Origin of the sequence: Shouchella shacheensis (assembly GCF_001484965.1) — a bacterium.
Lineage (GTDB): Bacteria > Bacillota > Bacilli > Bacillales > Bacillaceae_D > Shouchella > Shouchella shacheensis.
Genome location: NZ_LLYY01000033.1, coordinates 21,792 through 46,994 on the forward strand (window position 1 = coordinate 21,792; position 25,203 = coordinate 46,994).

Below are 25,203 nucleotides of genomic sequence, written 5' to 3' on the forward strand. Positions count from 1 at the left end.
TCGCCCTGACAACGTAATCCAAAACCGGGACTCCTTTTGTCAGGGCTGCAAAATTCTCGCTCCTAATCAACCCGCCTGCGCTTTTCTTGTCTAGCTCCGGCGGGTAGGAGCTTCGAGATTTTTCGCCCTGACAATGTAATCCAAAACCGGGATTCCTTTTGTCAGGGCTCCAAAATTCTCGCTCCTGACCAACCCGCCTGTGCTTTTTGGCTATGAAGGGCGTGACGTGAGCCATTGACTCTCGTCGCTGAGCTCTTCCTCTTGTTTCAACACTTCAATCAACTTAATTTGATGGCCGTCGAATGCTTTCACCGTAAAGCGAAAATGGCCAACGTACATTTCTTCACCGACCGTCACGTCATACTTCTCGGTCAAGGCCCAGCCGCCGATGGTATCCACATCATCCTCATCAATATTGACATGAAGCAGCTTATTTACGTCTGTAATCAGTGTTTTGCCGTCGAGTAAATAATGGCCCTCATCAATTTTACGAACGAGAGGATCTTCTTCGACGTCAAACTCGTCGCGGATTTCTCCGACAATTTCCTCGATAATATCTTCCGCTGTGATGAGGCCTGCCGTCCCGCCGTATTCATCGAATAAAATCGCCATATGCGTCTGTTTCCTTTGCATTTCAATAAGCAAATCATTCACAGGAATCGATTCAATGACGGAAATAACGGGACGAATATAATTTTCAAGCTTGATCTCCTCCGTAACATCTGGGGCAACAATATCAGTAAGTACTTCGCGCACGTTGACAATTCCAAGAACATGGTCCTTATCCCCGTTAACAACGGGATAGCGAGTGAACTTCTCTTGCCGCATAATTTCGAGGTTTTCATCTAAGCTATCTTCGATTGAGATCGCAGAAATCTCTGTACGCGGGACCATGATTTCTTTGGCAACGCGATCGTCAAAATCAAAAATCTTACTCACGTATTTAAACTCAGACTGGTTGATTTCTCCACCTTTGTAGCTCTCCGATAGGATGAGACGCAAGTCTTCTTCACTATGCGTGACCCCGTGTGCCGACACCGGTTTTAACCCGAACGCACGTGTTAAAAGACGGGCCGAGCCATTTAAGAACCAGATGAATGGATAGAGCAGACGATAAAACCACATAAGAGGTCTTGCCACGACCAAAGTCACCTGTTCTGCCTTTTGAATCGCTAATGTCTTTGGCGCTAGCTCTCCGATAACGACATGTAAAAAAGTCGCAAACCCAAAGCTGATCACAATAGCGAACGTTGTAACCAACGCTTCACTAATGGCAAACTCACCAATAATGGGGTGAAGCAGCCGTTCAAACGTTGGCTCTGCTAAACGCCCAATACCGAGGGCAGTGATGGTGATCCCCAGTTGACAAGCAGAAAGGTATTCATCAAGGTGAGAAACCACTTTCTTCGCATAGATGGCCGACTTTCGTCCGTTTTCTATATGGGGTTCAAGCTGTGTGCTCCGGACTTTCACGATGGCAAATTCAGAAGCTACAAAAAAGGCGGTCAGAGCAATCAGTAGAGTTACTCCGAGTAAGTTAATTATGGTCGATATGTCCAAATAGTCCCCTCAAGTCGAGGGAGTCACCTCCTGAAAGTGAACGTTCAAAAATAGGGGGAAGTTTTCCTAGTTTGGAACTTGAAGGCCCGCTTGTTCTTAAAATGAAAAGCAATAATCCGGCACTTAAACCAGAAGACACGTACGAGAACAAGTAGTAAGGTAGATGGTTACGCAAGAATAAAAGCGGAAGCCCGACTCGATGCAGAGCGCATCAAGAAGTTCCAAACGGCACGTACGCAAATAACCGTTTGTCTATCTACTGTATACTCTCCACCATCGAATCACCCCGCTTTCTTTAGTAAATGTAATCTTATTTTATGTGAATATGACAGGAACGTCAAATATTTTTAAAATTGATCTATAATTCAAAAAGAATCGCATTCCTTTGAAGGAATGTGATTCATTAAGCACGACCAGCGCGGCCGAGAGCGAGTGCAACGATAAACCCAATAATGAATGTTAAAAGACATAGCAGTCCGTATAGGAAGGGGGCTGGAACCCCGGGAAATACGACAGGCAAGGAACCTGCTACAAGGCCGATCATCACCGCATAAGTGGCTTGAGTATGAACCTTGAGAAAATAACGCACAACCTTGCTTGTGATCAATACCCCTACTAAGACGCCTAAACCAACAGCGGCCATGACGGGAAGGTTGAATGTATCTAAAGCATTGATGGCTGTTCCGTAAGCGCCGAGCAAAAGAAACATCATCGATCCGCTAATTCCAGGTAAAATTAAGGCAGTGCTTGCGATCCAGCCACATACGAATAAATAAATATAGTCCCCTGTTGTTAAGTCAGTCATGACCGCTTCGTTTTCGCCTACAAAACTCATCAGAGCCACAAGAACGAAAGCAATACAGATGATCATATAATGAAAGCCGCGAAAGCTTTCTCCTGACGCACGATGCGCTGACCGCCATAAAAAAGGAAGCACGCCAAGAATCAACCCCATAAATAAAAAGAAAGTTGGCTCGGGGTGGTTTTGTGTTAAAAAGTTTAGCAATTTGGCTAAGGATAATAAGGCCAGTACCATTCCAATCCCAAGAGGAATTAAAAAGCGAAAAGCTCTCCTCCAATGACCGTTGGTGAGGTCATTGATCGACCCTAACAGGCGCTCATAAAAGCCCATTAACATCGCAAGCGTACTTGAGCTTACTCCAGGAATGAGCTCTGTAAGCCCCATCACCATGCCTCTAAAGATGTTTTTCCATTCAAGCATCTGTAATCCTCCCGTTGGTTTCACACATGTTTAATCAAACCACAGGTCATCAAAAGTTGCAAGAGATCTAATTGGCAGGTGCCTCCATTCATAGTCGGGATACGACGGAGACATACTATAGCCTATACGAACGCCAATACAGGAAGGTGAGCACAGAAGATGCAAGGAACTGCCGCTCGTTTCATAACCATTGTTTTACTAATAGCAATAAGCATTGCCACATTATCAGACCAAGTACTCGCCTACGAAAACAAAACGCATAACTGGAGTTACAAGCCTGCCCCACAACATACACCGTCGGGGACAGAACCGTATTACGTAGAACTGTTAGAGCAGTCAGATGGGTACTATATCGGTCATCCGAACCAAAAGACGCTGTACTTAACCTTTGATAATGGCTACGAGAACGGCTATACAGAAAAAGTGCTGGATGTACTGAAAGAAAAGGAAGTGCCCGCTGCCTTTTTTGTCACGGGTCATTACTTGCACTCAGCCGCCGATTACGTTAAACGAATGGTCGAAGAAGGTCATATTGTCGGCAATCATTCCTTCCACCATCCTAGCCTGCCAGCAAAAGATGATGCTGGGCTAGAAGAAGAGTTAACAAAAGTGGAAGAGAGGTATACGCAAATCACTGGAGGCCCTTACATGCGCTACTTACGTCCCCCACGCGGAGAGTTCAGTGAGCGTACGCTAATGAAATCAAAAGAGCTCGGCTACACAAATGTCTTCTGGTCACTTGCCTATGTAGATTGGGAGGTGGACAAGCAGAAGGGCGGAGACTATGCGTATGAAAAGGTCATGAGACGAATCCACCCCGGGGCGATCATTCTTATGCACTCTGTTTCTCCGGACAACGCCGAAGCCCTGGCGAAAATCATCGATGAATGTGAAAAGCTTGGCTATACATTTAGAAGTCTAGACGAGCTTGGGTTGAGTCAGCCATTGTTCTAAACTGGAGTCATCTGAAGCTCTCCTACGGCCTACGCGCCATCCAGAGAGGCCTGCGTTTTCCCAAACGCAGGCCTCTCTCCCATTCCTATTTTAATTCACCAAGCAGTCCTGCCCAATAGCGGTGGCAATCGTTTCAAGAGTGGACACGTCGGTCACATCAAAGGCAATCGATTCACGCGTACGAACAATCATCATACCAATCTCGGAATTGGACGAATCTGTCACCGGGAACTTTAACTCACTATTGCACTCCCACCGCAAGTCGTCTTGAAAACAGGAAGCGGCGACGAGTTTGTGGTCAACATTTTCATACACATAAATACCTACCCAGTCAATGTAGGGAACCGTATCCACCAAACTCTCTACAGTTTTCACAAAAACGGACTGTGTTTCCTTTTGTTTATACACATGAGCCATGATTTTTAAAGACGCAACGTCTGTAGGTATGGACAACTTAATCTCTCCTTTAAAAAGCGAATGACTCCCCTATTTTAGCAAAGATAAACGCTTATAGGGTTAGTAAGTTTAGGAAGGGGATTAATTTTGGTACAATAGCATCAAAGCAAAAAGTTGGAGTTGAATGGGATGAGAAACGACTCATACAAAAATAGCACAAAACCTAAGTCCTCGGTTGAAAAAGGGCAGCAATTCCCGCTCACGATTAAGCGACTAGGGATTAACGGGGAAGGTGTCGGCTACTTTAAGCGCCATGTGGTGTTTGTTCCAGGGGCCATTCCTGGTGAGGAAGTAGTGGCGGAAGTTGTGAAACCAGGGCCGCGCTTCTCGCAAGCCAAAGTAAAGAAGATCCGTAAGCGTTCCCCCGAACGAGTAGACCCGCCCTGTCCAATCTATGAAGCCTGCGGGGGGTGTCAGTTGCAGCATATGAGCTACGCCGCAACGCTTCGGGAGAAAAAAGACATGGTGGCTCAGGCGTTCGAGCGTCATACTGGGCTAGGAAAAGGTCTTCCTATCAAGAAAACAATCGGGATGGACCACCCGTGGTATTACCGAAATAAAGGTCAGCTTCAAGCACGTAAAAAGGGTGGAAAAGTTCTCGCTGGTCTCTATAAAGAGAATACCCATGACTTGATTGATTTAAGCGAATGCATGGTGCAGAACAAGACGGTTAACCATGTTACCCAAGTCGTAAAAGAAATTTTGGCAGACCTTACTATTGGGATCTATGACGAAAAGAAACATTCCGGAGACGTGCGAACGATCGTCACACGTGTCGGCTTTGAGACGAACCACGTTCAGCTGGTACTCGTTACTCGCACCAGAAAGCTTCCAAAAAGAGAGGCTTTGATTGAAGAAGTACGGAAGCGACTGCCTGAAGTCACCTCGTTTATGCAAAATGTAAATGGGGAGAAGACGTCGCTTGTTTTTGGTGAAGAGACCGTGCACGTGGACGGAGAGAAAACCATTCAGGAACGCCTGGGAGACGTCGCGTTTTCGTTGTCGGCTCGAGCTTTTTTTCAGCTTAACCCTGAACAAACAGTGCCCTTATATAATGAGGCAAAAAAGGCGGCGGAGCTTACAGGCAAGGAAAAAGTGGTAGATGCGTACTGCGGGGTCGGAACCATCGGGTTATGGGTAGCGAAGGACGCCGCGGAAATCCGTGGAATGGACACCACGAAAGAGGCGATCGATGACGCAAGAATAAACGCGCAGAATCGGGGGCTAACAAAAGCTACGTATGAAGTTGGGACAGCTGAACACTGGCTTCCTCGTTGGGCTAAGGAAGGGTGGAAACCAGATGTTGTTCTCGTAGATCCTCCCCGTAGTGGTTGTGATGATAAGCTTCTGAAGACAATCACGTCGGTTCAACCAAAACGAGTGGTCTATGTCTCCTGTAACCCTTCGACCCTCGCAAAAGACGTTCATACGCTTACAAAACGTGGGTATAAGGTGAAATCGGTGCAGCCAGTCGACATGTTCCCGTGGACGGCGCAGGTGGAGTCTGTAACAGAATTAGTACTGCCGAGTTAAGAGAAGTTCATAATTGACCGTTTGCTCTTTTATTCCATACGATAAAGAAAGGGATAAAGGAGGGGCTGTCATGCAGCTATATAAGACGCACATCATTCATCCGACCACACATGTTCCGCTTATTGTTTATTTCAACCAAACGAGGGGCTTTGTCAGCTTTGAACGCGATGAACGTGTATTAAAAGCAATATATAACGTTAAAGCTGATCTTGCGCTAAATCAAACATTTCAAGAAAGCTTAAGGCGAGCAGATGAACTTTGCCAATCTCAGTACCCGTTGGGAACGCTGAAAGAAGCAAAGAAGTTTTTGCGTAAATTAGGGATCGATGAAAAAAGCATTCAGTTTGAGCAAGTGTATGTGCACTAGACGGAAAGAGCGAATCATTTGTGATTTGCTTTTTTTGTCTAGCTCCGGCGTGTAGAAGCTCGGGATTTTTCAGTCCTGGCCTGAAACCCAAGATCGGGGTTTCTAGTGCAGGCCTTCCAAAGCTTAGGACGTGAGAGAGAAAGGCGTGGATGTGAGCAAGAAGGCTCGGATGCGAGTGAGAAGAGCTCGGATGTGGGCAAGAAGGGCGCGGATGTGGGCAAGAAAGGCGTGGATGTGAGAGAGAAGGGAGCGGATGTGAGCAAGAAGGCGCGGATGTGAGCAAGAAGGGCGCGGATGTGAGCAAGAAGGGCGCGGATGTGAGCAAGAAGGGCACGGATGTGAACGAGAAGGGCACGGATGAGAGAGAGAAGGGCGTGGATGTGAGCAAGAAGGGCACGGATGTGAGCAAGAAGGGCACGGATGAGAGAGAGAAGGGCCTATGATCCGCCGAATCCCCCAGCCTGTTCACTTCACTCAAGGCTTCAAAAAACCAGCTCGCACGATGCGAACTGGTTTTAGCTGAGTTACTCATCCTTAGTCAAGATCGGCAGGATAAACGCCGTTTTCATCATGGTGTTCCTTGCCGGAGAGGGGAGGGTTAAAGACGCATACCATGCGCATGTCGCCACCCGCATGTGCACGAAGTAAATGCTCATCGTGCTTGTCGAGCGCGTAAATGTCGCCCGCTTTGATCGGCCATACTTTGCCATCAGCGATGGTTTCGACTTCTCCTTCGCCTTCAATGCAGTAGACGGCTTCTAGATGGTTTTGGTACCAAATATGTGTCTCTGTGCCGGCCTTAATAATCGTATCGTTGACGGAGTAGCCCATACCATCTTTCTTTAGAAGCAAGCGACGGCTAACCCAATTGCCGTTCTCTGCTTCTACTTCTCGCTCTGTTCCTAGTACATCTTTTTCAAGGTTGACTACTTTCATGGTGTGTTCCCTCCGACTCTCATTCGTTTTATGCGTTCACTAATTCTTCTGTTGGTCTTGTTGCGGCACGAACCGCATCTTCAAGGATCTCAAGCCCCTTATTTAATACGGCGTCTTCAATTGTTAACGCAGGGAACAATTTAAAGACTTCATCATCTGGACCAGCTGTTTCCATAATTAAGCCGCGCTTAAAGGCCTCTGCCGCTACTTTTTCTGCAAGTCCTTCCTTCGGCGAGGCAATCCCCACCATAAAGCCGCGTCCGCGAACTTTTCCTTCAAGCTCCGGAAAGCGCTCAACGATGCTTTCTAAAAAGCTGTAGATCGTCTTAGATTGCTTTGCAATTTTCGCTTCAAAGGCTTCATCCTTCCAATACGAAAGCGCTGCTTTAGCTGTCACAAATGCATGGTTGTTGCCACGGAATGTCCCGTTATGCTCACCTGGTAGCCAAATGTCATGCTCTGGTTTGATGAGCGTGAGGGCAAATGGGGACCCGTAACCGCCAATGGATTTCGATAAGCACACAATGTCCGGTTCTATTCCGGCTTTTTCAAAGCTGAAGAATGTACCTGTGCGGCCGATTCCTGCTTGAACATCATCAATGATAAGCAGAATGTCAAAGCGCCTGCAAATTTCTTCAACTTTTTTAAGCCACTCGAATCTAGCAGCATTAATACCGCCTTCACCTTGGACTGTCTCGAGAATAATCGCAGCAGGCATGTCGACACCGCTTCCGCCACCTTCAAGAAAACGCTCGAGATACTCCAGAGTGTCGAGGTTGTCATTGACAAAATTGTCATAAGGCATTGTCACCGTGTGGTTTAGTGGAATGCCAGCGCCTTTGCGTTTCATGGAATTTCCTGTTACGGATAAGGCACCAATCGTCATTCCGTGAAATCCGTTTGTGAAGCTAATGACGTTTGTACGTCCGGTTACTTTACGGGCAAGCTTCAGTGCACTCTCAACCGTGTTCGCTCCTGTTGGACCAGGAAACATGACTTTGTAGTCAAGATTACGAGGTTTCAAGATCACATTGTAGAATTCTTCAAGGAATTCGGCCTTTTGCTTCGTCGCCATATCAAGAGAATGAGTGATGCCGTCTTCACTGATATAGTCAATCAGCGCTTTTTTCATAACAGGGTCATTATGCCCGTAGTTAAGCGCTCCGGCACCAGAGAAAAAGTCGATGTATTGTTTGTCTTCCGTGTTCCACATATAAGAGCCTCTCGCTTTATGGAAAACCGTTGGAAAGCTTCGGCAATAGCTACGTACTTCCGATTCTAATGTTTCAAAGATGGACATGTTTGTTTCTTGACTCAAAAAAGATCCTCTCCTTCTCCAGATGTACATTTTGTAAAGCGAACCGATTTACTTAAATGGGCCGATACGAAATAGTTCTTCTGCTTCGTGGTCATCACCGGATTCAGGAAAGTGAGACGTTTCAAAGCAATCACGAATGCGGCATTTTGTCTTTTGCTTGCGAGCAAAGCTCTGAAAGAGAGAACGTGAAGCTGTGTTGGAAGGGGTAACGGTCGCTTCCACATAGCGAATCTCCTTCTCTTCATTTTGGCTGAGAAGTTCAGCGAGCAGGCGTGACGCAAGCCCTTCTCCTCGTGCTTCTGAGTCGATGCCAATTTGCCAGACAAAAATCGTATCAGGTCGTTCTGGTTGGATGAAGCCTGTGACAAAGCCAATCACTTTGCCTTTGCGTTTAGCGACAACACATGTATCGCTGAAAAATTCGCTCATCATCACATACTTGTAGGCAGAGTTCTTATCAAGTGTTGATTGGTTGACGAGCTCCCACATGGACGCCCCGTCGTCTGTTCCAGGTTTTGAGAAGGTAATGGTCTCTTTTTGAATTAGTACAGCTGTTTGTGTACTCAATGGTTTCCTCCTTAGAAAATAGAGTATCGTTGTGCTAGCCATGTTTAATGATAGGTAATCTCTGAAGTGAGCGCAACGTGGATAAACAACGATATATACGGCTGAGTCGCCGTGAGCTCATAAAAAGCGGACCTGACATTGGAGTGCTTTTTATTTGCTACAAATTAGTTACCCGTTTTCAGGAAATGAAACCCTTTTTCATGAAAAAAGATAAAAAAACCTTGCGATCGGGTCGCAAGGCTAGGTTAAAAGCTGATGCAGCGCCGGTTTGATCTCTGTATAATGATAAGAGTAGTCACTATCGAAGGCTTTTCTTGGCGAGACATAAGCGCCATCTACGACGAGTGTGCTCATTTCTCCAAGCGCTAACTTAATCGCAAATTGAGGCGCGGGCATCCAATGAGGTCTCCCAAGTTCTTCGCCAATCTCTTGATTAAGCTCCTTCATTCTCACTGGTTTTGGGGCTGTGATATTTAAAGGTCCCGTGATTTCTTTGTTCTCAACCGCGTGCTGAAAAAGCCCAACGACGTCGTCTATGTGAATCCACGACATCCACTGCTTTCCTGAGGCAACGGTTCCCCCGACAAAGAGGCGGTAAGGTAGGGTCATCTTTGGCAATGCGCCTTCTTTGGAGTCGAGAACAATGCCGATACGCCCGTAGACGATTCGAACACCTAGCTCCATCAGACTGGCTGCTTCTTGTTCCCATTTCTGAGTGACGTAAGAAAGAAAGTTTTCTTCGATCGGTTCCGATTCCTCCGTAAATTCCTCCGTCTGTGAATTTCCGTAGTAGCCGATGGCCGATGCGTTAATGAGCGCCTCGGGTTTTTTTTCGAGCTTATGAATGATGGAGAGGAGTTCACGTGTTGCGGTAACTCGACTATCCAGAATGGCTTTTTTCTTGCTTTTCGTCCAGCGTCCCATCAAAGATTCTCCAGCAAAATTAACAAAAACATCCGTGCCTTCAAGCTCTTTTTCCGGAGTAGAATGATCACTAAGCCATTCTACATAGGTGAGGTGGTCGGTGTTTTGCTTATTGCTAGCATCACGCGTTAAAATAAGGACATCATGATGCTGGTTTACAAGTTGTTGACTTAGCTTAGAGCCGATAAGACCTGTTCCACCCGTGATTGCAATTTTCATGATTCATTCTCCTTCGTGTCTTTACTTACGGAGCTATACCCCAAAAACGATACGGCCACACATGGTCAGAAAGGGGGAGAGAAATTTGACGACGATTTCAAAGATCACTGTGCAAAAAAAAGCAAGGCAGCGCTACAATATCTTTCTTAAAGAAGCGGAAAGCGAACGATACGCTTTTAGTGTGGATGAAGACATCCTCATCAAATACAATCTGCGAAAAGGACAAGCGCTTGAGGAAGAGGAGATGCGCGCACTCATCGATGCTGATGAAGCGAAAAAAACGCAGCACTTAGCGATTCATTATCTCTCGTACCGCATTCGTTCTGCCCATGAATTGAGAACGTATCTGCAAAAAAAGGAGAGGGAGCCAGCTCATATTGAGCAAACGATGGCCTTTCTCTTTAGGGAGAAGCTTCTCAATGACGAAGAATTTGCTGGAGCCTATATCCGCACAAAGACAAGGCAGCATGTAGTTGGCCCGCGCAAGCTTAGCCAGGAGCTTGTACAAAAAGGAATTTCGTCCTCAATTATCGCGCAAGCGCTCATGCCTTTAACCTTCGAATGGCAAGTGGAGAGCGCCTATGGTTGGCTCGAGAAACAATTATCCAAGCAGAGAAAGCAAAAGGAGTCTTGGGAGAAGCAAAAGCTAAAGTGGATGAACCGTCTCGTTTCGAAAGGGTTCGAGCATGAGCCGATCAGAGAGGCGCTCTCCATGATCAAAGGAAAAGACGAAGAAGTTGAATGGAAGGCCTTAGTTTATCAGGCGGACAAGCTGGCTTTTTCCTACAGAAAGAAGTATGAAGAAAGAGAAGTGAAGTGGAAGCTGAAGCAGGCACTTTACAGAAAAGGGTTCGCTTTAAATGTAATTGAGAGGTATTTAGATGAATACCCGAAGGAGGGCGATTAGTTTGGAGAGACGATTTAGCGAAATGAGTGAGTATGAACTTCGACAAGAAATTGCCACTCTTAATGAGAAAGCAAAGAAAGCTGAGCAGCTTGGAATGGGGAATGAATTCGCTGTACATGAAAGAAGAAAAATTTTAGCACAAGCTTATTTGCTTGATCCAGACCAATTTGTGCCAGGACATACGTACCGATTAACGGAGGGGATGGACCTCTTTACGATTTCTTACATGAATGGACGATTCGCCTGGGGACACCGGGGGAAAGAAAAAGACCTATCAGCCGTGCCGATCTCGCTTTTAGGGGATAAGGTGACAGAGTAGCGAAGAAAAGCGGAGGCGCTCTGCTCACGAGCGATAGATGAAAAAACAAAGGAAGCCAACATGGCTTCCTTTGTCATTCGCACGACTTTTTACGTGCGTAATTTGCGCGTCTGCGCTTCAAGCACGATATCTCGCTGAGTTTGTTGGGTTTCACCATTCACTTGGTGGAAGGCGTGCTTTGGGTTTGCACGCGGTGACATGAACGGATCACGATACGAACCATTTTTCAGATGCTTGTTTTCCTTCCCCATTCGATTTCCCTCCATATTAGTGCGTTCTAAAATGGTCGGACGAACTCATTCGTTCTTGCGGGCGATCATTAATGGTGCCATTTGCGCGCCTAGAAGCATGCTCATCGGCATTGTCCACTTTGTTGCCATTAAACGAAATTCGGTTTGGAAAATTTTTTGCTTTGTTTCGCACTCGTGAGCCCCCCTCGCCATATCGGCTTACCTCTAGTATGAACGAGAGGCACAAAGCTTATGAAGGGAATCCGTCCCAATCGAATCGTTCTAGGTAAGGACCTTCAGCTTTTTCTGCAGCGTCTCTTCACTATAGACCCAACCAGTATAAGAAGAGAGGATCTTAAGGGATTCGTTCATTTGTACAATCGCTACAAACGGATAGTGGCCTTTGCTTCTGTAGCGCAGGTCAATAAAGCGGACTTCGTATCCGCCATCTGTGTTTGCCTCTATTTCCCAACGGTACGTGGGCGAGAACGACAGAAACGCCGAAAGATTTTTGTCTTCTCGAGCAGCAAGCATGATGGGGTCCGTAGGAATTGGATCAAACGTATAGCTTTCGAAAAAATGTATTTCCTTGTCCTTGGACTGAGCCACATAAAGCATTTCTGGCGTTCGAATGACCAGATGCCATTTGTTCCAGCGAATCGTTGGCGAGACAAATATATGGGAAGCCGTCGGGTGAATCGAGCGTGCCGCTTGAACGACTTTCCTTTTCTCGTGAATTCGCCATACATAATAAAAGATCAAACCTAGATAGACAGCCAAAAACGTAGGACCAGGCGGAACGCCAACAACCCAGAGAATAATTCCTACCGCGTGAGTAAGGAAAATGACTGGATCAAAAATATTAATGATTCCCAGAGCCACCCATCTGTTGGAAATTGGTCTGAGTGCCTGTGTGCCGTAAGCATTGAAGATATCGACGAACACATGGAGCACCACGGAAATAAACGACCATAAAAGGAGAGTTAGCCAAACAGCATTTGGGAAAAACAGCATAAGTGCTCCCGAGACGAGGAAAGGCCAAGTTAGCACTGCTGGAAGGGAATGAGTAACGCCTCGGTGGTGCCGAATATACACCGCATTATTTCTAAGTTTTAAGATGGTATCAAAATCAGGAGCGTTCGACCCAACCAATGTTGCCGTAAGAACAGCGGTCTGCATGTAAGGAGAAGCGGCCACACTTGGATCTAGTGAAGCTAATCCCCCAAGGCCAACGCCCATTACGATATGTGTAGTTGTGTCCATCTCGGGCAGAATTCCCTCCTTTGTGACAACATGATACATCCGCAGTTCATGGTATGCTATAGTTATACCCAGAAATCATACGCTTCAAGCATCGATAGTGTCACCCATTATTAACGTAACAAGAAGGAACGTCAAGTCTTACCCCAATTAAGCAGGTGATGATATTATGACAAATGCAGTAGCCGATACATTTGAAACGAATGCGTTTAGAAAAAATTTAACGAGTTGGTTTGCTATACATAAGCGTGAGCTTCCGTGGCGCGAAGAAAGTACGCCTTACCGCGTGTGGGTTTCAGAAATCATGCTTCAGCAGACGCGGGTAGACACCGTCATTCCGTACTATGAACAATTTATGCGTACGTTCCCTACAATGACGGACTTAGCAGAGGCAGATGAAGATACGCTTTTAAAAACGTGGGAAGGGCTTGGGTATTATTCTCGTGTTCGTAATCTGCAATCAGCCGTACGTGAGGTCGTGGAAGAGTACGGGGGAGAGGTTCCTGATTCCCGTGAAGCTGTAGAATCGTTAAAGGGGGTAGGTCCTTATACGGCCGGAGCGATATTAAGCATTGCTTACGGGAAGCCCGAGCCAGCGGTTGATGGCAATGTGATGCGAGTTCTCTCGCGTGTGCTGCTCATAAGTGATGACATTAGTAAGCAGAAAACACGCAAACAATTTGAACAAGCACTTTACGAAATGATTGATCCACGAGATCCCTCCAGCTTTAATCAAGGATTAATGGAATTGGGAGCACTTGTATGTACGCCGACGTCTCCAGGCTGTTTGCTATGCCCCGTGCGCGAGCAATGCAGGGCGTACGAGCAGGGCGTGCAAGAGGAGCTTCCTGTGAAGAGTAAAAAGAAAAAGGCGAAAGAAAAGGAGCTTGCTTCATTTCTTCTAAGATCAAAGGAAGGCAAAGTACTCATTGAAAAGCGTCCGTCTACTGGCCTTTTGGCTGGTCTTTGGCAGTTTCCTCAGGTGGAAGTAGCCGACCCGTCAAATGAAGTGGAGCGCAAGCAGCTGTTAAAGGACACATACGGGCCGCAAACTTCTCTGGAAAGCAGCAACGCTGACATCACGCATGTGTTTAGTCATTTAGTGTGGCATATTCAGCTGTACTACGGGCGAGTAAAAGATCAAGATTTACACAAACATGTTCACTTACGGTGGGTCGATGTACATGAGCTTGAAGCGTACGCTTTTCCAGTATTCCAGCAAAAGCTGATAAACCAATGCTATGAGGAGGGGTTATTATGAACTTAGGACTAAAAGACAAGACGGTGCTCGTGACAGGAGGAACGAAGGGCATTGGCCGTGCGATTGCTGAAGCGTTTGTGAAAGAGGGGGCGGACGTTGCTGTAGCAGCACGGTCTAAAGTAGATGAGAACTGGAACCCACAAATAAAGGTCATCAATGGCGATTTACTAATGAAAGAGGAGCGCGAACGCGTCTTCACTGAAGTCACAGGAACGCTAGGGCCTATCGATGTACTTATTAATAATGTGGGTGGAAGCAGTGGCACGACCATTACTGCGACCTCTCTAGATCAGTTCTACGAGGCGTTTGAGCTTAATTACTTTTCCGCTGTTCATTTTTCAAAGCTTGTACTGCCGGCCATGCAAGCAAGCCAAAAAGGCGCCATTCTCATGATTTCTTCTGTTTTTGGGCGGGAGTCAGGAGGAAAGGCGACGTATAATAGCGCAAAAGCGGCAATGATTAGCTTTACAAAAGCACTTGCAGATGAAGTGGCTCGTGACGGCATCCAGGTTAACGGCATTGCCCCGGGGTCCATTCTACATCCGACCGGCAATTGGCAGCGGAGACTGGAAGAAAACCCAGAGAAAATCGAACACTTCGTTGATGAACAAATTCCTGCCGGGAGGTTTGGAAGGCCCGAGGAAATTGCCAATGTTGCGCTGTTTATGGCCTCAGATAAAGCTAGTTGGGTCCAAGGAGCGACGCTGAACGTTGATGGTGGGCAATCTAGGTCTAATGCCTAGTAAACGCACGTCTATGCCAATGGGAAGACCCTGAGCTACGAAGGCTCAGGGTCTTTTGTGAAACCCCTCCCTTTCATATCCCTGGCTCATGATCATCTTCGTTCGTAAGGTGAATTTCGGAAATGATTTGCTTTGTTTTCGCTGTTCCTAGCTGATAAATTTTCTCGTACACATCATTCATCCCTACTTGGTATTCGTTTTTATCGGTATCGCCAGCAATATCATCGAAATGACGAAAAGAAAACAAGTTGCCAAGCTCGACATCGTGTCTGTTGACCTGTCTTAACAGTGTTTCAAATTCTTTTTTTTCCTCTGGTGTCGCGTCGATTTCGTATTCAATCATCTCTCCGTCACCAACGCGAGTTGCGCTAATTTCATCCATGCTAATCGGGTTTAAATTAACGTAATAACGCTGTTTATCCAAGGAAATCTCCCCTTTAATCAAAATGCACTTCAGTTCCTTGCGTCCATGTTGCTTCTTGATGAAGCCCGCCTCTCTCCTCAATCTCTTTAATAATCAGGTTGTGCTTGGCATTGCCTTGCTCATTTAAATACGCAGTCAGCTGACTCATCCCATGGTGGAAAAACGCTAGTTCTTTATCGCTCCAATCTTCAGGTGCAACGCCCTCAAGCTCATCGAGGCTTCGTCCTACATACATAAATCATTCTCCTCCTAAAAAGACCATGTGTGTGTAGCTTGCCTGTCGCGGGCTAGCTCTATGCGTTATAATAAGGAGAACCATAACAAGGAAAGGGCGATTACATATGGAAAGAAAAGTTGCGCTCGTTACGGGAAGTAGCCGTGGAATCGGCAAAAAAATAGCGGTAGCACTTGCCGAGCAAGGCTATGACCTTGTCATTAATTACGCCCGAAGCAAATCGGCAGCACTTGAAACCGCCGAGGAAATTAAGGCACTGGGGGCAAAAGCTCTTGTGGTAAAGGCGAATATTGGAAAGCAAGAAAAAATTAAAGAGCTCTTTGCTCAAATTGATGAAGAGTACGGGAGACTTGATGTATTTGTTAACAACGCGGCCTCCGGAGTGATGCGCCCATTAATGGAGTTGGAAGAAAGTCACTGGAACTGGACGATGGACATTAATGCTAAAGCCCTTCTTTTTTGTGCGCAAGAAGCCGCCAAAAGGATGGAGAGGAGCGGAGGTGGGAAAATCGTTAGTTTAAGCTCTCTGGGGTCGATCCGTGTCCTTGACAATTACACGACGGTTGGCGTTTCAAAAGCAGCAGTAGAGTCGCTTACACGCTATTTGGCAGTGGAACTAGCAGAAAAGAATATTGTCGTTAATGCGGTTTCCGGGGGTGCAGTAGACACCGATGCGCTGAAGCATTTCCCAAACCGCGAAGAGCTGTTGCAAGAATCAGCGGAGCGTACTCCTGCAGGGCGAATGGTTGAGACAGAAGACTTAGCGAATGCCGTTCTGTTTTTGCTTTCGAATAAGGCGAACATGATTCGAGGGCAGACGATTATCGTTGATGGAGGAATTTCACTTCTAACTTAATTTTTTTCGCATAAAAGCAAAGGGCCATGGTCACCATATATAGCGTGGAGGTGATACACATGGCTAACAACCCAAAAAATGTTGACTCGAAAACGAACAAAAACCAAGTAAAGAAGCAAAACCAAGCTTCTGCACAAGGGCAAGGGTATAACACTGAGTTCGCAAGCGAAACAGATGCACAGCATGTAAAAGAGCAAAACGCAAGATCAGAGCAAAAGAAAAACCAATAATAGGTTTTAAACGCGCATTTGCGCTAAAAAAAGCATCCTCAGCCTTCTACGGTTTTGAGGGTGCTTTTTTCTGTGCAAATGAACGTCTTTGCTGCTATAAGTGGTAGGCATTTCAAAACCGCGGAGAACCTAGTATAATGAAACATGGAGATAGGGATATGTGAAAATTACTTGAAAGGTTTTAGTTTAATGAAAGGAGCAGGCTATGAGCTTTCCTAAGGAAGGCAGCACGATCCAGATACAAAGCTACAAGCATAATGGTACGCTTCATCGTATTTGGGAAGATACAACCGTTTTAAAAGGAACGTCAAAAGTCGTAGTAGCGGGCAATGACCGAATCATTGTGCGTGAATCAGATGGGCGGAACTGGCGGACACGTGAACCGGCCATCTGTTACTTTGATGCCGACCAGTGGTTCAATACCATTGGAATGATTCGAGCGGACGGCATTTACTATTACTGCAACATTGGCACGCCTTTTACGTGGGATGAAGAGGCATTAAAGTATATTGATTATGACTTGGATATTAAGGTGTATCCGGATATGACCATGAAGCTGCTGGATGAAGATGAGTACGAATTGCATAGTAAGCTTATGAAATATCCGCCTGAACTTGACGGAATTTTGAAGAGGAGTGTAGACGAGCTAATTGCTTGGATTCACCAGCGAAAGGGCCCGTTTGCACCGCAGTTTGTTGAGAGTTGGTACGAACGTTACTTGCAACACCGATAGGAGTCCTGTGACCAGGCTCTCTTTTGTGTCTAGCTCCGGCGGGTACGATCAACCCGCCTGCGCTTTTCTTCTGATCCAGCTCCGGCGGGTAGGAGCTCGGGATTTTTCAGTCCTGCCCCGAAATCCAAGATCGGGATTTCTTTTGTCAGGGCTCCAAAATCCTCGCTCCTGACCAACCCGCCTGCGCTTTTCTTATAAAGGAGTTACTTTTTTGGGTACAATCAGACGATATTTACAATTTGTTAAGCCGTACAGCAAAGAGATTGTTGGAACGATTCTAATTGGATTGTTGAAATTTGGAATACCACTCTTGTTTCCGTTGGTCTTGATGTATGTTATTGATGACATTATTAATACAGATATGAGTTCAGACGAACAGTTGTCTCAGCTTTACTGGATCGTCGGAGGAATGGCGGTTTTGTTTATTGTTCTTCGTCCGCCTGTTGAATACTACCGGCAGTATTTTGCGCAGTGGATTGGAAACAAAGTGCTTTTTGACATTCGTGATCAATTATTTACCCATATTCAGAAGCTGAGCCTCCGGTTTTATTCCAACCGTAAAGTTGGGGAGATTATTTCTCGCGTGATTCATGATGTAGAACAAACGAAGAACTTTGTTATTACAGGGCTCATGAATATTTGGCTGGATTTAGCAACAATCGTCATTGCGATTATTATCATGCTCAATTTGAATGTATGGCTCACGCTTGTGGCGATTTCAATGTTTCCATTTTACGGCTTCTCAATCAAGTTTTTCTATCAGAAGTTAAGAGAATTAACACGTGTGCGTTCACAGGCGCTTGCCGATGTACAAGGCCACCTTCATGAACGTGTGCAAGGAATGAGCGTGATTCGTAGCTTCGCGAATGAAGATTATGAACAAGGTCAATTTGCAAAACGGAACGGCAACTTTCTGACGAGAGCACTGGATCATACGCGCTGGAACGCTAAAACCTTTGCCGTTGTCAATACGGTGACTGATATCGCGCCGCTGCTTGTTTTGTTTGTGGCTGCGTACTTTGCGATACAGGGCAACCTAGAAATCGGTGTAATGACGGCATTTGTTCTTTATATGGAGAGGTTGTACGGACCACTGCGCCGCCTTGTGAATTCATCGACCGTCCTTACGCAGTCGGTTGCGTCCATGGACCGTGTGTTTGAGTTTATGGATGAATCGTATGATATTCAGGATGCTAAAGGGGCGAAGGAATTAAAAAATGTCCGCGGTGAGGTTGAGTTCAAAGAAGTCTCTTTCACTTACAATAACGATGATAAGCCGATTCTCGCTGACGTCTCATTGCATGTTCCTGCAGGCGAGACTGTTGCCTTTGTGGGGATGAGCGGAGGCGGAAAAAGTACCCTCATTAGTTTAATTCCTAGGTTTTATGATGTTACTTCGGGGGAGATTTCCATCGATGGAATGGATATTCGCAACCTGGCCGTCCGCAGCCTACGCGATAAAATTGGCATGGTGTTGCAAGACAATATTCTCTTTAGCGATAGTGTAAAAATGAATATTAAAATGGGCAAACCTGAGGCTACTGATGAAGAAGTCATTCAAGCAGCGAGGGCTGCCAACGCGCATGAGTTCATCACAGAGCTGGAGACAGGGTATGACACCGAAGTCGGCGAGAGGGGCGTGAAGCTTTCTGGAGGTCAGAAGCAACGGATTGCCATTGCCCGCGTCTTTTTAAAGAACCCACCGATCCTTGTTTTTGATGAAGCAACATCTGCACTTGACCTTGAGAGTGAACAGTACATTCAAGAGGCATTGGATGTGTTGGCAAGAGACCGCACCACTTTTATCGTTGCTCACCGTCTCTCAACCATTACGAGTGCAGATAAGATTGTCGTTATTGACAGTGGTCGTGTCGTAGAAGCGGGAACACACAAAGAGTTAATGAGCATGCATGGCACTTATCATAAACTGTACAGTGTACAGCAGTTTGAGGAATAGTACGAAAAAAGCTTTACGCCTATTTGAGGCGTAAAGCTTTTTGTCCGGGCAGAAACTCCAGTCTGCCCCCTTTTTTCTATGATTATTCCTCTTGGTGAGTATGGAAGTTCTCGACAAGCGAATCCAAGTGGTCAAGCTCTTCCTGATATTCAATGATCGCTGAAATCGCTGGTAGGAAGGAGTGCCACTGGGATAAGTCAAAGGCCTCCTCTTCATACAGCGTGACGAAGAGGTTCGTCATCGATGCCTGCCCTTCATCTAGTTCAGAGATATAATCTTCTGGTGCGTGCGCACTCACCTTGCCGTTGTAGCGAAGCAAGATACGGTGGTGGTAATCCGTTAACTGGAAAATATGTTCTTCAATTCGTGTCTGAACGCGCTCAGGAAGCTGAAAATACTCGTCCGAACGCTTCTCAAGACCTTCCAGAACGGTGTACGCTCTTTCACTAGCAGTAATCATCTGTCTAAAGACGACGACCCTTCGTTGCTGGAAGAACGTTTTTTTACGGAAGTAGTTGCGTTCCTCACGGTACAGCTTAAAGAGCTCTTCGCATTTATCCAGTCCTTTTCGCATCTCTTGGAGGTCTTCACGAAGCGTTGAGGGATCCGCGTCATGGCGAATAAGAAGATGCAACCATTGAATCAGCGTATCTGTCGTGCTCTCCATTTGAGTATAGACTTTCTTTTCATAGCGCGGGGGGATAAACACCAAATTCACTAAAAAGGCAGAGGTGATCCCAATTAACACGAAAAGAAATCGCTGAGAAGCAAACTCCAGAAAAGCGTCTGACGGGCTCTCCATAATAATGATAATCGTCACGATAGCCGTTGGAATAATAGCGGACTCAAGTTTCAATTTAATGAAAATGCCAATAGACAGCATGACCACAACCCCGACCACAAACGGTTCATGTCCAAACGTCATCACGAACGCCACACCGATAATCGCCCCGATTAAGTTGGCTTGTACTTGATGGCTAAATGTACGAAACGTGCGAAACAATGATGGTTGAATGGCGAATGCTGCGGCAATTGCTGCAAATGTTGGCGGTTGGTCAAAGTTAAGCCAATTCGCAAGGTAAAGAGCCAGTACGACAGCAAGCCCTGTTTTTAAAATACGAGCTCCTAGTCTCATGAAATGAATCCTTTCTCAGGTTCGAGTCGAGTCGTTTTTGACCCGTTTTCATTATACGCAAGGCGCTACTTTTTTTCAAAAGCAAGCCCCATAACCGCTAATCTATGAGTGAGTTGCAACTTCTATGAATGCTTTTCGCGCAGCCTCAATCGTTTTTTTGATGTCCTTTTCCCGATGAGCAGTCGTGAGAAACCAGGCTTCATATTTAGACGGAGCGAGATGAACTCCCTCATCGAGCATCGCTTTAAAAAAGATCGAAAATTGGTTTCCATTCGTTCGTGTCGCTCCGTCGTAATCCGAAATAACTTCCTTTGTGAAAAAGACGGTTAGCGCTCCTTTTAAGCGGTTCACCGTGATTGGAACACGGGCCTCTTCGGCCGCTTCTAACAGGCCTTTTTCAAGTTTGGCACCAAGGGTATCGAGCCGATCGTATACTCCTTCCTCCTGTAAAACATGCAAACAGGCAATACCAGCGCTCATGGAAGCTGGGTTTCCGGCCATTGTTCCGGCTTGATAGGCAGGTCCAAGAGGAGCGACCTGTTCCATAATGTCCATTCGCCCGCCGTAGGCACCGATCGGCAGTCCGCCGCCGATGATTTTCCCGAGCGCGGTCATATCAGGTTCAACTCCGAGCAGATTCTGTGCCCCGCCATACATAAAGCGGAAGGCGGTAATGACTTCATCGTAAATGACAAGCGCCCCGTGGGCATGAGCGAGTTCGTTCACGGCTTCTAGGAATCCTGGCGCTGGTTCGACGATGCCGAAATTGCCGACGATCGGTTCAACGAGGACCGCAGCTGTTTCATCTCCCCATTTTTCCAATGCGCTTCTAAAGGCTTCGACGTTGTTAAAAGGAATGGTGATGACTTCTTCAGCTGTTGCTCTCGTCACCCCGGCAGAGTCAGGGGTACCAAGCGTTGATGGTCCAGAGCCCGCTGCAACGAGGACCAGGTCGGAATGTCCATGATAGCAGCCGGCGAACTTCATAATTTTTTCACGACCGGTATAGGCTCTCGCGACGCGTATGGTTGTCATCACCGCTTCTGTTCCTGAATTAACAAAGCGTACTTTTTCAAGCGAGGGTATTGCTCCTTTTAAAAGGGAGGCAAACTCATTTTCAAGTCTGGTGGGAGCACCGTAAAGCACGCCCTTGGCGGCCTGATCAGCAATAGCCTTTGTAATCGTTGGGTGAGCGTGGCCGGTAATAATCGGTCCATACGCCGCTAAATAATCAATATAACGATTGCCATCGACATCAAAAAAGTGGGCACCTTCCCCCCGTTCCATAAAAACCGGTGTCCCGCCCCCAACTCCTTTATAGGCACGGGAAGGACTGTTGACGCCCCCAACAATAAGGCTCTTGGCTTCGTTATAATGCTGCTCTGATGTTTGTCTATTCATAATGCCCTCCATGTATCAGAAACTATCTTCAACACATTCAACCATAGCAACGTGAAAACAGCAAGCGTCACAGGATAGAGAAACGTAAGCTATTGCTTGAGTGCCCGGATTAAGCTAATCTAAAGTGGAGGAAAGTTAATAGAGAGGTTGTGAGCAAATATGGTTGAAATAGGAGAACAAGCACCTGACTTTACATTACATGCCGATGGGGATAGAGAAATTTCGCTTTCGGATTACAAAGGGAAGAACATTGTGCTTTACTTTTATCCGAAAGATATGACACCAGGGTGTACGACAGAAGCGTGTGATTTTAGAGATCAATCACGTTTGTTCGAAGAGTTGAATACGGCTGTTCTTGGCGTTAGTCCGGACTCTGCCGAGAGACACGATAAATTTGTTGCAAAGCATGGGCTTTCCTTTCCTCTTTTGGCTGACGAGGATTTGGAAGCGGCGAAGAGGTACGGGGTATGGCAATTGAAGAAGAATTTTGGAAAAGAGTATATGGGCATTGTCCGCTCAACGTTTATTATTAACAAAGACTTCAACGTTGTGAAGGAATGGCGCAACGTTCGCGTTAAAAATCATGTGGACGAGGTACGCTCCTACATCGAGGAGAATTTACTGTGAAGAGGGAGAAAAAGTGGCAAGTTGCAACTTCAGCAAAAATTCGCAGAGACTTGCGTGAAGATTTAACGTCAAACTTTCCCGAAGCGGATTTTCACTTTTTTACGTCGATGGAAGAGGCCGAGAGCAAATTATCCGAAACAGACATTTTATTAACATACGGAGAGGATGTAGAGGCGAAGCACATCCAACAAGCTCCCTCTTTAAAGTGGATCAATGTTTTATCGGCAGGTGTTGAAGAAATGCCCTTTGATGCCATAGAATCAGCCGGTATTCTGATGACAAACAGCAGAGGAATTCACGCCACACCAATGGCCGAGTACGTGCTTTGGGCGATACTCGATCAAGCGAAGTGCCGCGAACGATTTGAGGCGGCAAAGTCAGATTTGAAATGGGAGGGGGACCTCCTTACAAAAGAGTTAGTCAGTCAGACGGTTGTCATTCTTGGCACAGGTGCGATTGGCACAGAAACGGCGCGACTAGCAAAGGCATTTCGTATGAAGACCGTTGGAGTTAACACAAATGGTCGCAGTGTTGAACATTTTGATGCCGTGTTTTCCATCGAAAAGATGGCCGAGGCGATTAAGGAAGCCGATTACCTAGTGAATATCTTGCCATATACGGCAAAAACCGATCGATTACTCGGTGAAGCCGAATTTGCCCTTTTAAAGAAAGAAGCAGTTTTTATTAATGTTGGTCGCGGGAGAACGGTCATTGAAGAAGAGTTGATGGTGGCACTTGAGAAGGAAGCATTTGCGCATGCAGTGCTCGATGTATTTGAGACGGAGCCATTGCCAGAAGGCTCTCCTCTTTGGAAGATGCCGTCGGTGACCCTCTCGCCCCATGTTTCCGGGGCAACATCGAATTACCAGCCGCGGGCTCTAGAGGTATTTAAAACGAACTTTCGTGTCTTTTCTGAAGGACGCACAGACTATGTGAATCGAGTTATGTTAACGAAGGGATATTAACGCTATCAGGAGGGTCGGCACATGAAGCTGCTCATATGCATTATTGATGATTTTTATTCAGGTGAGGTGGAACGACAGTTGCGGGAACACGGGTATAGAATGACTGAATTGGCTAGTTCTGGAGGTTTTCTTCGTAAGGGCAGTACAACATTTCTCTTTGGCGTTCACGAAACAGATCTTCCTGGTCTGAAGGCAGCTTTGAATGAGGCCTGCTTAGACGTCGAAAAAAAGAAAAGACCGAAGGATAAAAAAACACATCGGTATACGTCTTTTCTTGTTTCTGCTGCCAACGCTACCCCCCTGCTGCTTACCACAGACCCAAAATAATACGAAGCGAGTGCCCCGTGGCGCTCGCTTCTTCTTTGCCTCCGAATACGATGTTATGCTTGAATTTGAGCAGAAAAAGTTTGGCGCTGGCAGTTGCGTTATGGCCATTGCTAGCTTATAATTACTATAAAGAAAGAATAGTTTTATTAGAAATGGGGCGCATTCTTATGTCAAACCACGGCTTAACAGAAGCGATTGATGCGCTAAAAAGCACACGTGTACGTATGACGCCTCAACGTCATGCTATTTTAGAATTCCTATATGAATCGATGTCACATCCAACGGCTGATGAAATTTACAAGGCCCTTGAAGGACGTTTCCCGAATATGAGTGTTGCAACCGTTTATAATAATTTGCGGGTTTTTAAAGAAGTGGGGATTGTTAAGGAGCTAACGTACGGCGATTCTTCGAGCCGTTTTGATTGTGTGACAAGCAACCATTATCACATCATCTGTAATTCCTGCGGGAAAATTGTCGATTTCCACTATCCGGGTTTGGATGAGGTGGAGACGCTCGCTGAGCATGTGACTGGTTTTTCCGTGGATACCCATCGTATGGAGATCTACGGCACGTGTCCATCCTGTCAAAAGCGCATTAATGAGTGAAACTAGTGAAGAGACATCTGATATACGCTCAGATGTCTCTTTTTATCGAGCTCCGGCGCCCGCTCGCTCGAGGTTTCTTCAGACCGCCGGATCAAGTCAAAGGGCGGAAATGATACTGCCGTTCTTGCAGAACTTGTCGCTCGTGAGCAGGGCGCCGGAGCTTTTCGGATTTTTCTAGCTTCGGCGAGGAGACCCGCCTCCGCTTTTCGGTTGAGGTTTATGCTTTTGTCGTGGTTTTTGGAGAGTTGTAGGACTCATCGAATTCCTTGCCTTCAAGAGACTTGTCCATTGTCAGGGGCTGATCACAGTGCATGCAGGCGTCAACACGACCGAGGACCTTCGTTGCTTTTTCGCAGTTCGGACAAACGATCGGTACTGCCCTGGTAGAGAGGAGGCCGATGAAGAAGTAGACCACTGTACTTGCGATCACGGCAAGCAACCCTAGAATCATCGTTGTGACCATGACAAATGTATAGTCCCGAAAAAAGATGCCGACGTACATGATTAGAATTCCGGCAAAAACAAGGACGAGGGCAAATGTACGAATCCTGTTTATTTTATTAGAATATTTTAAACTCATGTATGTAACCTCCTGTACATTCTTTCTAACCTAATTTAGTTGGTAGTGTTAGTATATCATAGAACGCTTTCTTGTTTTAGAGTAATCTTTATGATTCAATAAGGGAGAGGACTTTGCGCTATTTATACGGGTTAAAGAACGGGTTAAGAATTTTTTTGGTTAAAGTGTTGACGTCCTTTTTAAGTGTGTGATATATTATTCCTTGTCGCCGCGGCAATGCAAAAACGCGCCGCAAGCGAAAAGATATTTGACCTGAACGTTCATCTGTGATACATTAATTGAGTCGCTGAAACGGAAGCGTCAAACGAGTTCTTTGAAAACTGAACAAAAGCCAAGCGTAAAAAAAGAGATA

General features: G+C 46.1%; 31 protein-coding genes. 16 read left to right on the forward strand and 15 right to left on the reverse strand.

Annotation, left to right across the window (positions count from 1 at the left end; all coding sequences use genetic code 11):
• Positions 1 to 210 precede the first annotated feature (210 nt).
• Complete coding sequence (locus tag AVZ68_RS17180) at positions 211 to 1,560, reverse strand: hemolysin family protein (protein ID WP_059105812.1); 1,350 nt, start codon at positions 1,558 to 1,560, stop codon at positions 211 to 213.
• A 403-nt stretch (positions 1,561 to 1,963) separates the two neighbouring features.
• Complete coding sequence (locus AVZ68_RS17185) at positions 1,964 to 2,782, reverse strand: DUF368 domain-containing protein (RefSeq protein ID WP_059105813.1); 819 nt, start codon at positions 2,780 to 2,782, stop codon at positions 1,964 to 1,966.
• Between the two features lie 159 nt (positions 2,783 to 2,941).
• On the opposite strand from AVZ68_RS17185, the gene pdaA reads away from it, so the two are divergent.
• The gene (gene pdaA, locus AVZ68_RS17190) at positions 2,942 to 3,736 is read left to right on the forward strand and encodes a delta-lactam-biosynthetic de-N-acetylase (protein WP_059105814.1); all 795 of its coding nucleotides are present in this window, start codon (positions 2,942 to 2,944) and stop codon (positions 3,734 to 3,736) included.
• A gap of 90 nt (positions 3,737 to 3,826) precedes the next feature.
• On the opposite strand, the gene AVZ68_RS17195 is transcribed toward pdaA, so the two are convergent.
• Positions 3,827 to 4,189 (reverse strand): hypothetical protein, encoded by a 363-nt coding sequence (locus AVZ68_RS17195; protein ID WP_059105815.1) that lies wholly within the window; start codon positions 4,187 to 4,189, stop codon positions 3,827 to 3,829.
• Between the two features lie 132 nt (positions 4,190 to 4,321).
• Here AVZ68_RS17195 and rlmD point away from each other — a divergent pair, with 132 nt between their 5' ends.
• From rlmD to AVZ68_RS20355, 3 genes are all read left to right on the forward strand, one after another.
• Positions 4,322 to 5,725 (forward strand): 23S rRNA (uracil(1939)-C(5))-methyltransferase RlmD, encoded by a 1,404-nt coding sequence (gene rlmD, locus AVZ68_RS17200; protein ID WP_059105816.1) that lies wholly within the window; start codon positions 4,322 to 4,324, stop codon positions 5,723 to 5,725.
• Between the two features lie 70 nt (positions 5,726 to 5,795).
• The gene (locus AVZ68_RS17205; protein WP_059105817.1) at positions 5,796 to 6,092 is read left to right on the forward strand and encodes a hypothetical protein; all 297 of its coding nucleotides are present in this window, start codon (positions 5,796 to 5,798) and stop codon (positions 6,090 to 6,092) included.
• Between the two features lie 275 nt (positions 6,093 to 6,367).
• The gene (locus tag AVZ68_RS20355; RefSeq protein WP_157404696.1) at positions 6,368 to 6,535 is read left to right on the forward strand and encodes a hypothetical protein; all 168 of its coding nucleotides are present in this window, start codon (positions 6,368 to 6,370) and stop codon (positions 6,533 to 6,535) included.
• 91 nt (positions 6,536 to 6,626) lie between these two features.
• Here AVZ68_RS20355 and AVZ68_RS17210 read toward each other — a convergent pair whose 3' ends face one another.
• The 4 genes from AVZ68_RS17210 to AVZ68_RS17225 form a co-directional block, all read right to left on the reverse strand.
• Entirely contained in the window at positions 6,627 to 7,028 is a 402-nt protein-coding gene (locus AVZ68_RS17210) for an ectoine synthase (RefSeq protein WP_059105818.1), read from the reverse strand.
• A gap of 28 nt (positions 7,029 to 7,056) precedes the next feature.
• Positions 7,057 to 8,328, reverse strand: a complete 1,272-nt coding sequence (gene ectB, locus AVZ68_RS17215; protein ID WP_059105837.1) for a diaminobutyrate--2-oxoglutarate transaminase — start codon at positions 8,326 to 8,328, stop codon at positions 7,057 to 7,059.
• 66 nt (positions 8,329 to 8,394) lie between these two features.
• Positions 8,395 to 8,913, reverse strand: a complete 519-nt coding sequence (gene ectA / locus AVZ68_RS17220) for a diaminobutyrate acetyltransferase (RefSeq protein WP_245628170.1) — start codon at positions 8,911 to 8,913, stop codon at positions 8,395 to 8,397.
• 240 nt (positions 8,914 to 9,153) lie between these two features.
• Entirely contained in the window at positions 9,154 to 10,056 is a 903-nt protein-coding gene (locus AVZ68_RS17225; RefSeq protein WP_059105820.1) for a TIGR01777 family oxidoreductase, read from the reverse strand.
• A gap of 85 nt (positions 10,057 to 10,141) precedes the next feature.
• Here AVZ68_RS17225 and recX point away from each other — a divergent pair, with 85 nt between their 5' ends.
• Positions 10,142 to 10,963, forward strand: coding sequence for a recombination regulator RecX (gene recX, locus AVZ68_RS17230; RefSeq protein WP_180316726.1), 822 nt, complete (start codon positions 10,142 to 10,144; stop codon positions 10,961 to 10,963).
• Position 10,964: 1 nt separating this feature from the next.
• Entirely contained in the window at positions 10,965 to 11,282 is a 318-nt protein-coding gene (locus tag AVZ68_RS17235; protein ID WP_245628171.1) for a YfhH family protein, read from the forward strand.
• Positions 11,283 to 11,371: 89 nt separating this feature from the next.
• Here AVZ68_RS17235 and AVZ68_RS20005 read toward each other — a convergent pair whose 3' ends face one another.
• The 3 genes from AVZ68_RS20005 to AVZ68_RS17240 all read right to left on the reverse strand — a co-directional run bounded on the left by AVZ68_RS20005 (position 11,372) and on the right by AVZ68_RS17240 (position 12,775).
• Positions 11,372 to 11,533: a YpzG family protein gene (locus AVZ68_RS20005; RefSeq protein WP_082676757.1), complete on the reverse strand. Its 162-nt coding sequence runs from the start codon at positions 11,531 to 11,533 to the stop codon at positions 11,372 to 11,374.
• Between the two features lie 16 nt (positions 11,534 to 11,549).
• Complete coding sequence (gene sspK / locus AVZ68_RS20010; protein ID WP_082676758.1) at positions 11,550 to 11,705, reverse strand: small, acid-soluble spore protein K; 156 nt, start codon at positions 11,703 to 11,705, stop codon at positions 11,550 to 11,552.
• 89 nt (positions 11,706 to 11,794) lie between these two features.
• Positions 11,795 to 12,775 carry a metal-dependent hydrolase gene (locus AVZ68_RS17240; protein ID WP_059105823.1) on the reverse strand — a complete coding sequence of 327 codons (981 nt, stop codon included), beginning with the start codon at positions 12,773 to 12,775 and terminating at the stop codon, positions 11,795 to 11,797.
• A gap of 166 nt (positions 12,776 to 12,941) precedes the next feature.
• On the opposite strand from AVZ68_RS17240, the gene mutY reads away from it, so the two are divergent.
• Together mutY and AVZ68_RS17250 are read left to right on the forward strand one after the other, a co-directional pair.
• Positions 12,942 to 14,033, forward strand: coding sequence for an A/G-specific adenine glycosylase (mutY, locus tag AVZ68_RS17245; RefSeq protein WP_059105824.1), 1,092 nt, complete (start codon positions 12,942 to 12,944; stop codon positions 14,031 to 14,033).
• Complete coding sequence (locus tag AVZ68_RS17250; protein WP_059105825.1) at positions 14,030 to 14,776, forward strand: SDR family NAD(P)-dependent oxidoreductase; 747 nt, start codon at positions 14,030 to 14,032, stop codon at positions 14,774 to 14,776. The genes mutY and AVZ68_RS17250 overlap by 4 nt, the downstream gene beginning before the upstream one ends.
• A gap of 73 nt (positions 14,777 to 14,849) precedes the next feature.
• On the opposite strand, the gene AVZ68_RS17255 is transcribed toward AVZ68_RS17250, so the two are convergent.
• On the reverse strand, positions 14,850 to 15,200 hold the full coding sequence (locus AVZ68_RS17255) for a hypothetical protein (protein WP_059105838.1): 351 nt from the start codon (positions 15,198 to 15,200) through the stop codon (positions 14,850 to 14,852).
• Between the two features lie 13 nt (positions 15,201 to 15,213).
• Positions 15,214 to 15,435: a mother cell protein YfhS gene (yfhS, locus tag AVZ68_RS17260; protein ID WP_059105826.1), complete on the reverse strand. Its 222-nt coding sequence runs from the start codon at positions 15,433 to 15,435 to the stop codon at positions 15,214 to 15,216.
• A 106-nt stretch (positions 15,436 to 15,541) separates the two neighbouring features.
• Between yfhS and fabL the strand changes: the two genes are divergently transcribed.
• The 4 genes from fabL (at position 15,542) to AVZ68_RS17280 (ending at position 19,211) form a co-directional block, all read left to right on the forward strand.
• Positions 15,542 to 16,291 carry an enoyl-[acyl-carrier-protein] reductase FabL gene (gene fabL / locus AVZ68_RS17265; RefSeq protein ID WP_059105827.1) on the forward strand — a complete coding sequence of 250 codons (750 nt, stop codon included), beginning with the start codon at positions 15,542 to 15,544 and terminating at the stop codon, positions 16,289 to 16,291.
• A gap of 59 nt (positions 16,292 to 16,350) precedes the next feature.
• Positions 16,351 to 16,521 (forward strand): gamma-type small acid-soluble spore protein, encoded by a 171-nt coding sequence (locus AVZ68_RS17270; protein ID WP_059105828.1) that lies wholly within the window; start codon positions 16,351 to 16,353, stop codon positions 16,519 to 16,521.
• Positions 16,522 to 16,726: 205 nt separating this feature from the next.
• Positions 16,727 to 17,254, forward strand: a complete 528-nt coding sequence (ntdP, locus tag AVZ68_RS17275) for a nucleoside tri-diphosphate phosphatase (protein ID WP_059105829.1) — start codon at positions 16,727 to 16,729, stop codon at positions 17,252 to 17,254.
• A gap of 211 nt (positions 17,255 to 17,465) precedes the next feature.
• Positions 17,466 to 19,211, forward strand: a complete 1,746-nt coding sequence (locus AVZ68_RS17280) for an ABC transporter ATP-binding protein (protein ID WP_059105830.1) — start codon at positions 17,466 to 17,468, stop codon at positions 19,209 to 19,211.
• An 82-nt stretch (positions 19,212 to 19,293) separates the two neighbouring features.
• Here the strand turns inward: AVZ68_RS17280 and AVZ68_RS17285 are convergent, their stop codons facing one another.
• Both AVZ68_RS17285 and AVZ68_RS17290 read right to left on the reverse strand, forming a co-directional pair.
• Positions 19,294 to 20,346 carry an FUSC family protein gene (locus tag AVZ68_RS17285; protein WP_059105831.1) on the reverse strand — a complete coding sequence of 351 codons (1,053 nt, stop codon included), beginning with the start codon at positions 20,344 to 20,346 and terminating at the stop codon, positions 19,294 to 19,296.
• 102 nt (positions 20,347 to 20,448) lie between these two features.
• Entirely contained in the window at positions 20,449 to 21,747 is a 1,299-nt protein-coding gene (locus AVZ68_RS17290; protein WP_059105832.1) for a glutamate-1-semialdehyde 2,1-aminomutase, read from the reverse strand.
• Between the two features lie 159 nt (positions 21,748 to 21,906).
• Here AVZ68_RS17290 and bcp point away from each other — a divergent pair, with 159 nt between their 5' ends.
• From bcp to perR, 4 genes are all read left to right on the forward strand, one after another.
• The gene (bcp, locus tag AVZ68_RS17295; protein ID WP_059105833.1) at positions 21,907 to 22,374 is read left to right on the forward strand and encodes a thioredoxin-dependent thiol peroxidase; all 468 of its coding nucleotides are present in this window, start codon (positions 21,907 to 21,909) and stop codon (positions 22,372 to 22,374) included.
• Positions 22,371 to 23,339, forward strand: coding sequence for a D-2-hydroxyacid dehydrogenase (locus AVZ68_RS17300; RefSeq protein ID WP_059105834.1), 969 nt, complete (start codon positions 22,371 to 22,373; stop codon positions 23,337 to 23,339). Before bcp ends, AVZ68_RS17300 begins: the two co-directional genes overlap by 4 nt.
• A 21-nt stretch (positions 23,340 to 23,360) precedes the next feature.
• Positions 23,361 to 23,666: a cyclic-di-AMP receptor gene (locus AVZ68_RS17305; protein ID WP_059105835.1), complete on the forward strand. Its 306-nt coding sequence runs from the start codon at positions 23,361 to 23,363 to the stop codon at positions 23,664 to 23,666.
• A gap of 167 nt (positions 23,667 to 23,833) precedes the next feature.
• Positions 23,834 to 24,271: a peroxide-responsive transcriptional repressor PerR gene (gene perR / locus AVZ68_RS17310; protein WP_059105839.1), complete on the forward strand. Its 438-nt coding sequence runs from the start codon at positions 23,834 to 23,836 to the stop codon at positions 24,269 to 24,271.
• 217 nt (positions 24,272 to 24,488) lie between these two features.
• Here perR and AVZ68_RS17315 read toward each other — a convergent pair whose 3' ends face one another.
• On the reverse strand, positions 24,489 to 24,851 hold the full coding sequence (locus AVZ68_RS17315; protein ID WP_059105836.1) for a YgzB family protein: 363 nt from the start codon (positions 24,849 to 24,851) through the stop codon (positions 24,489 to 24,491).
• Positions 24,852 to 25,203 lie beyond the last annotated feature (352 nt).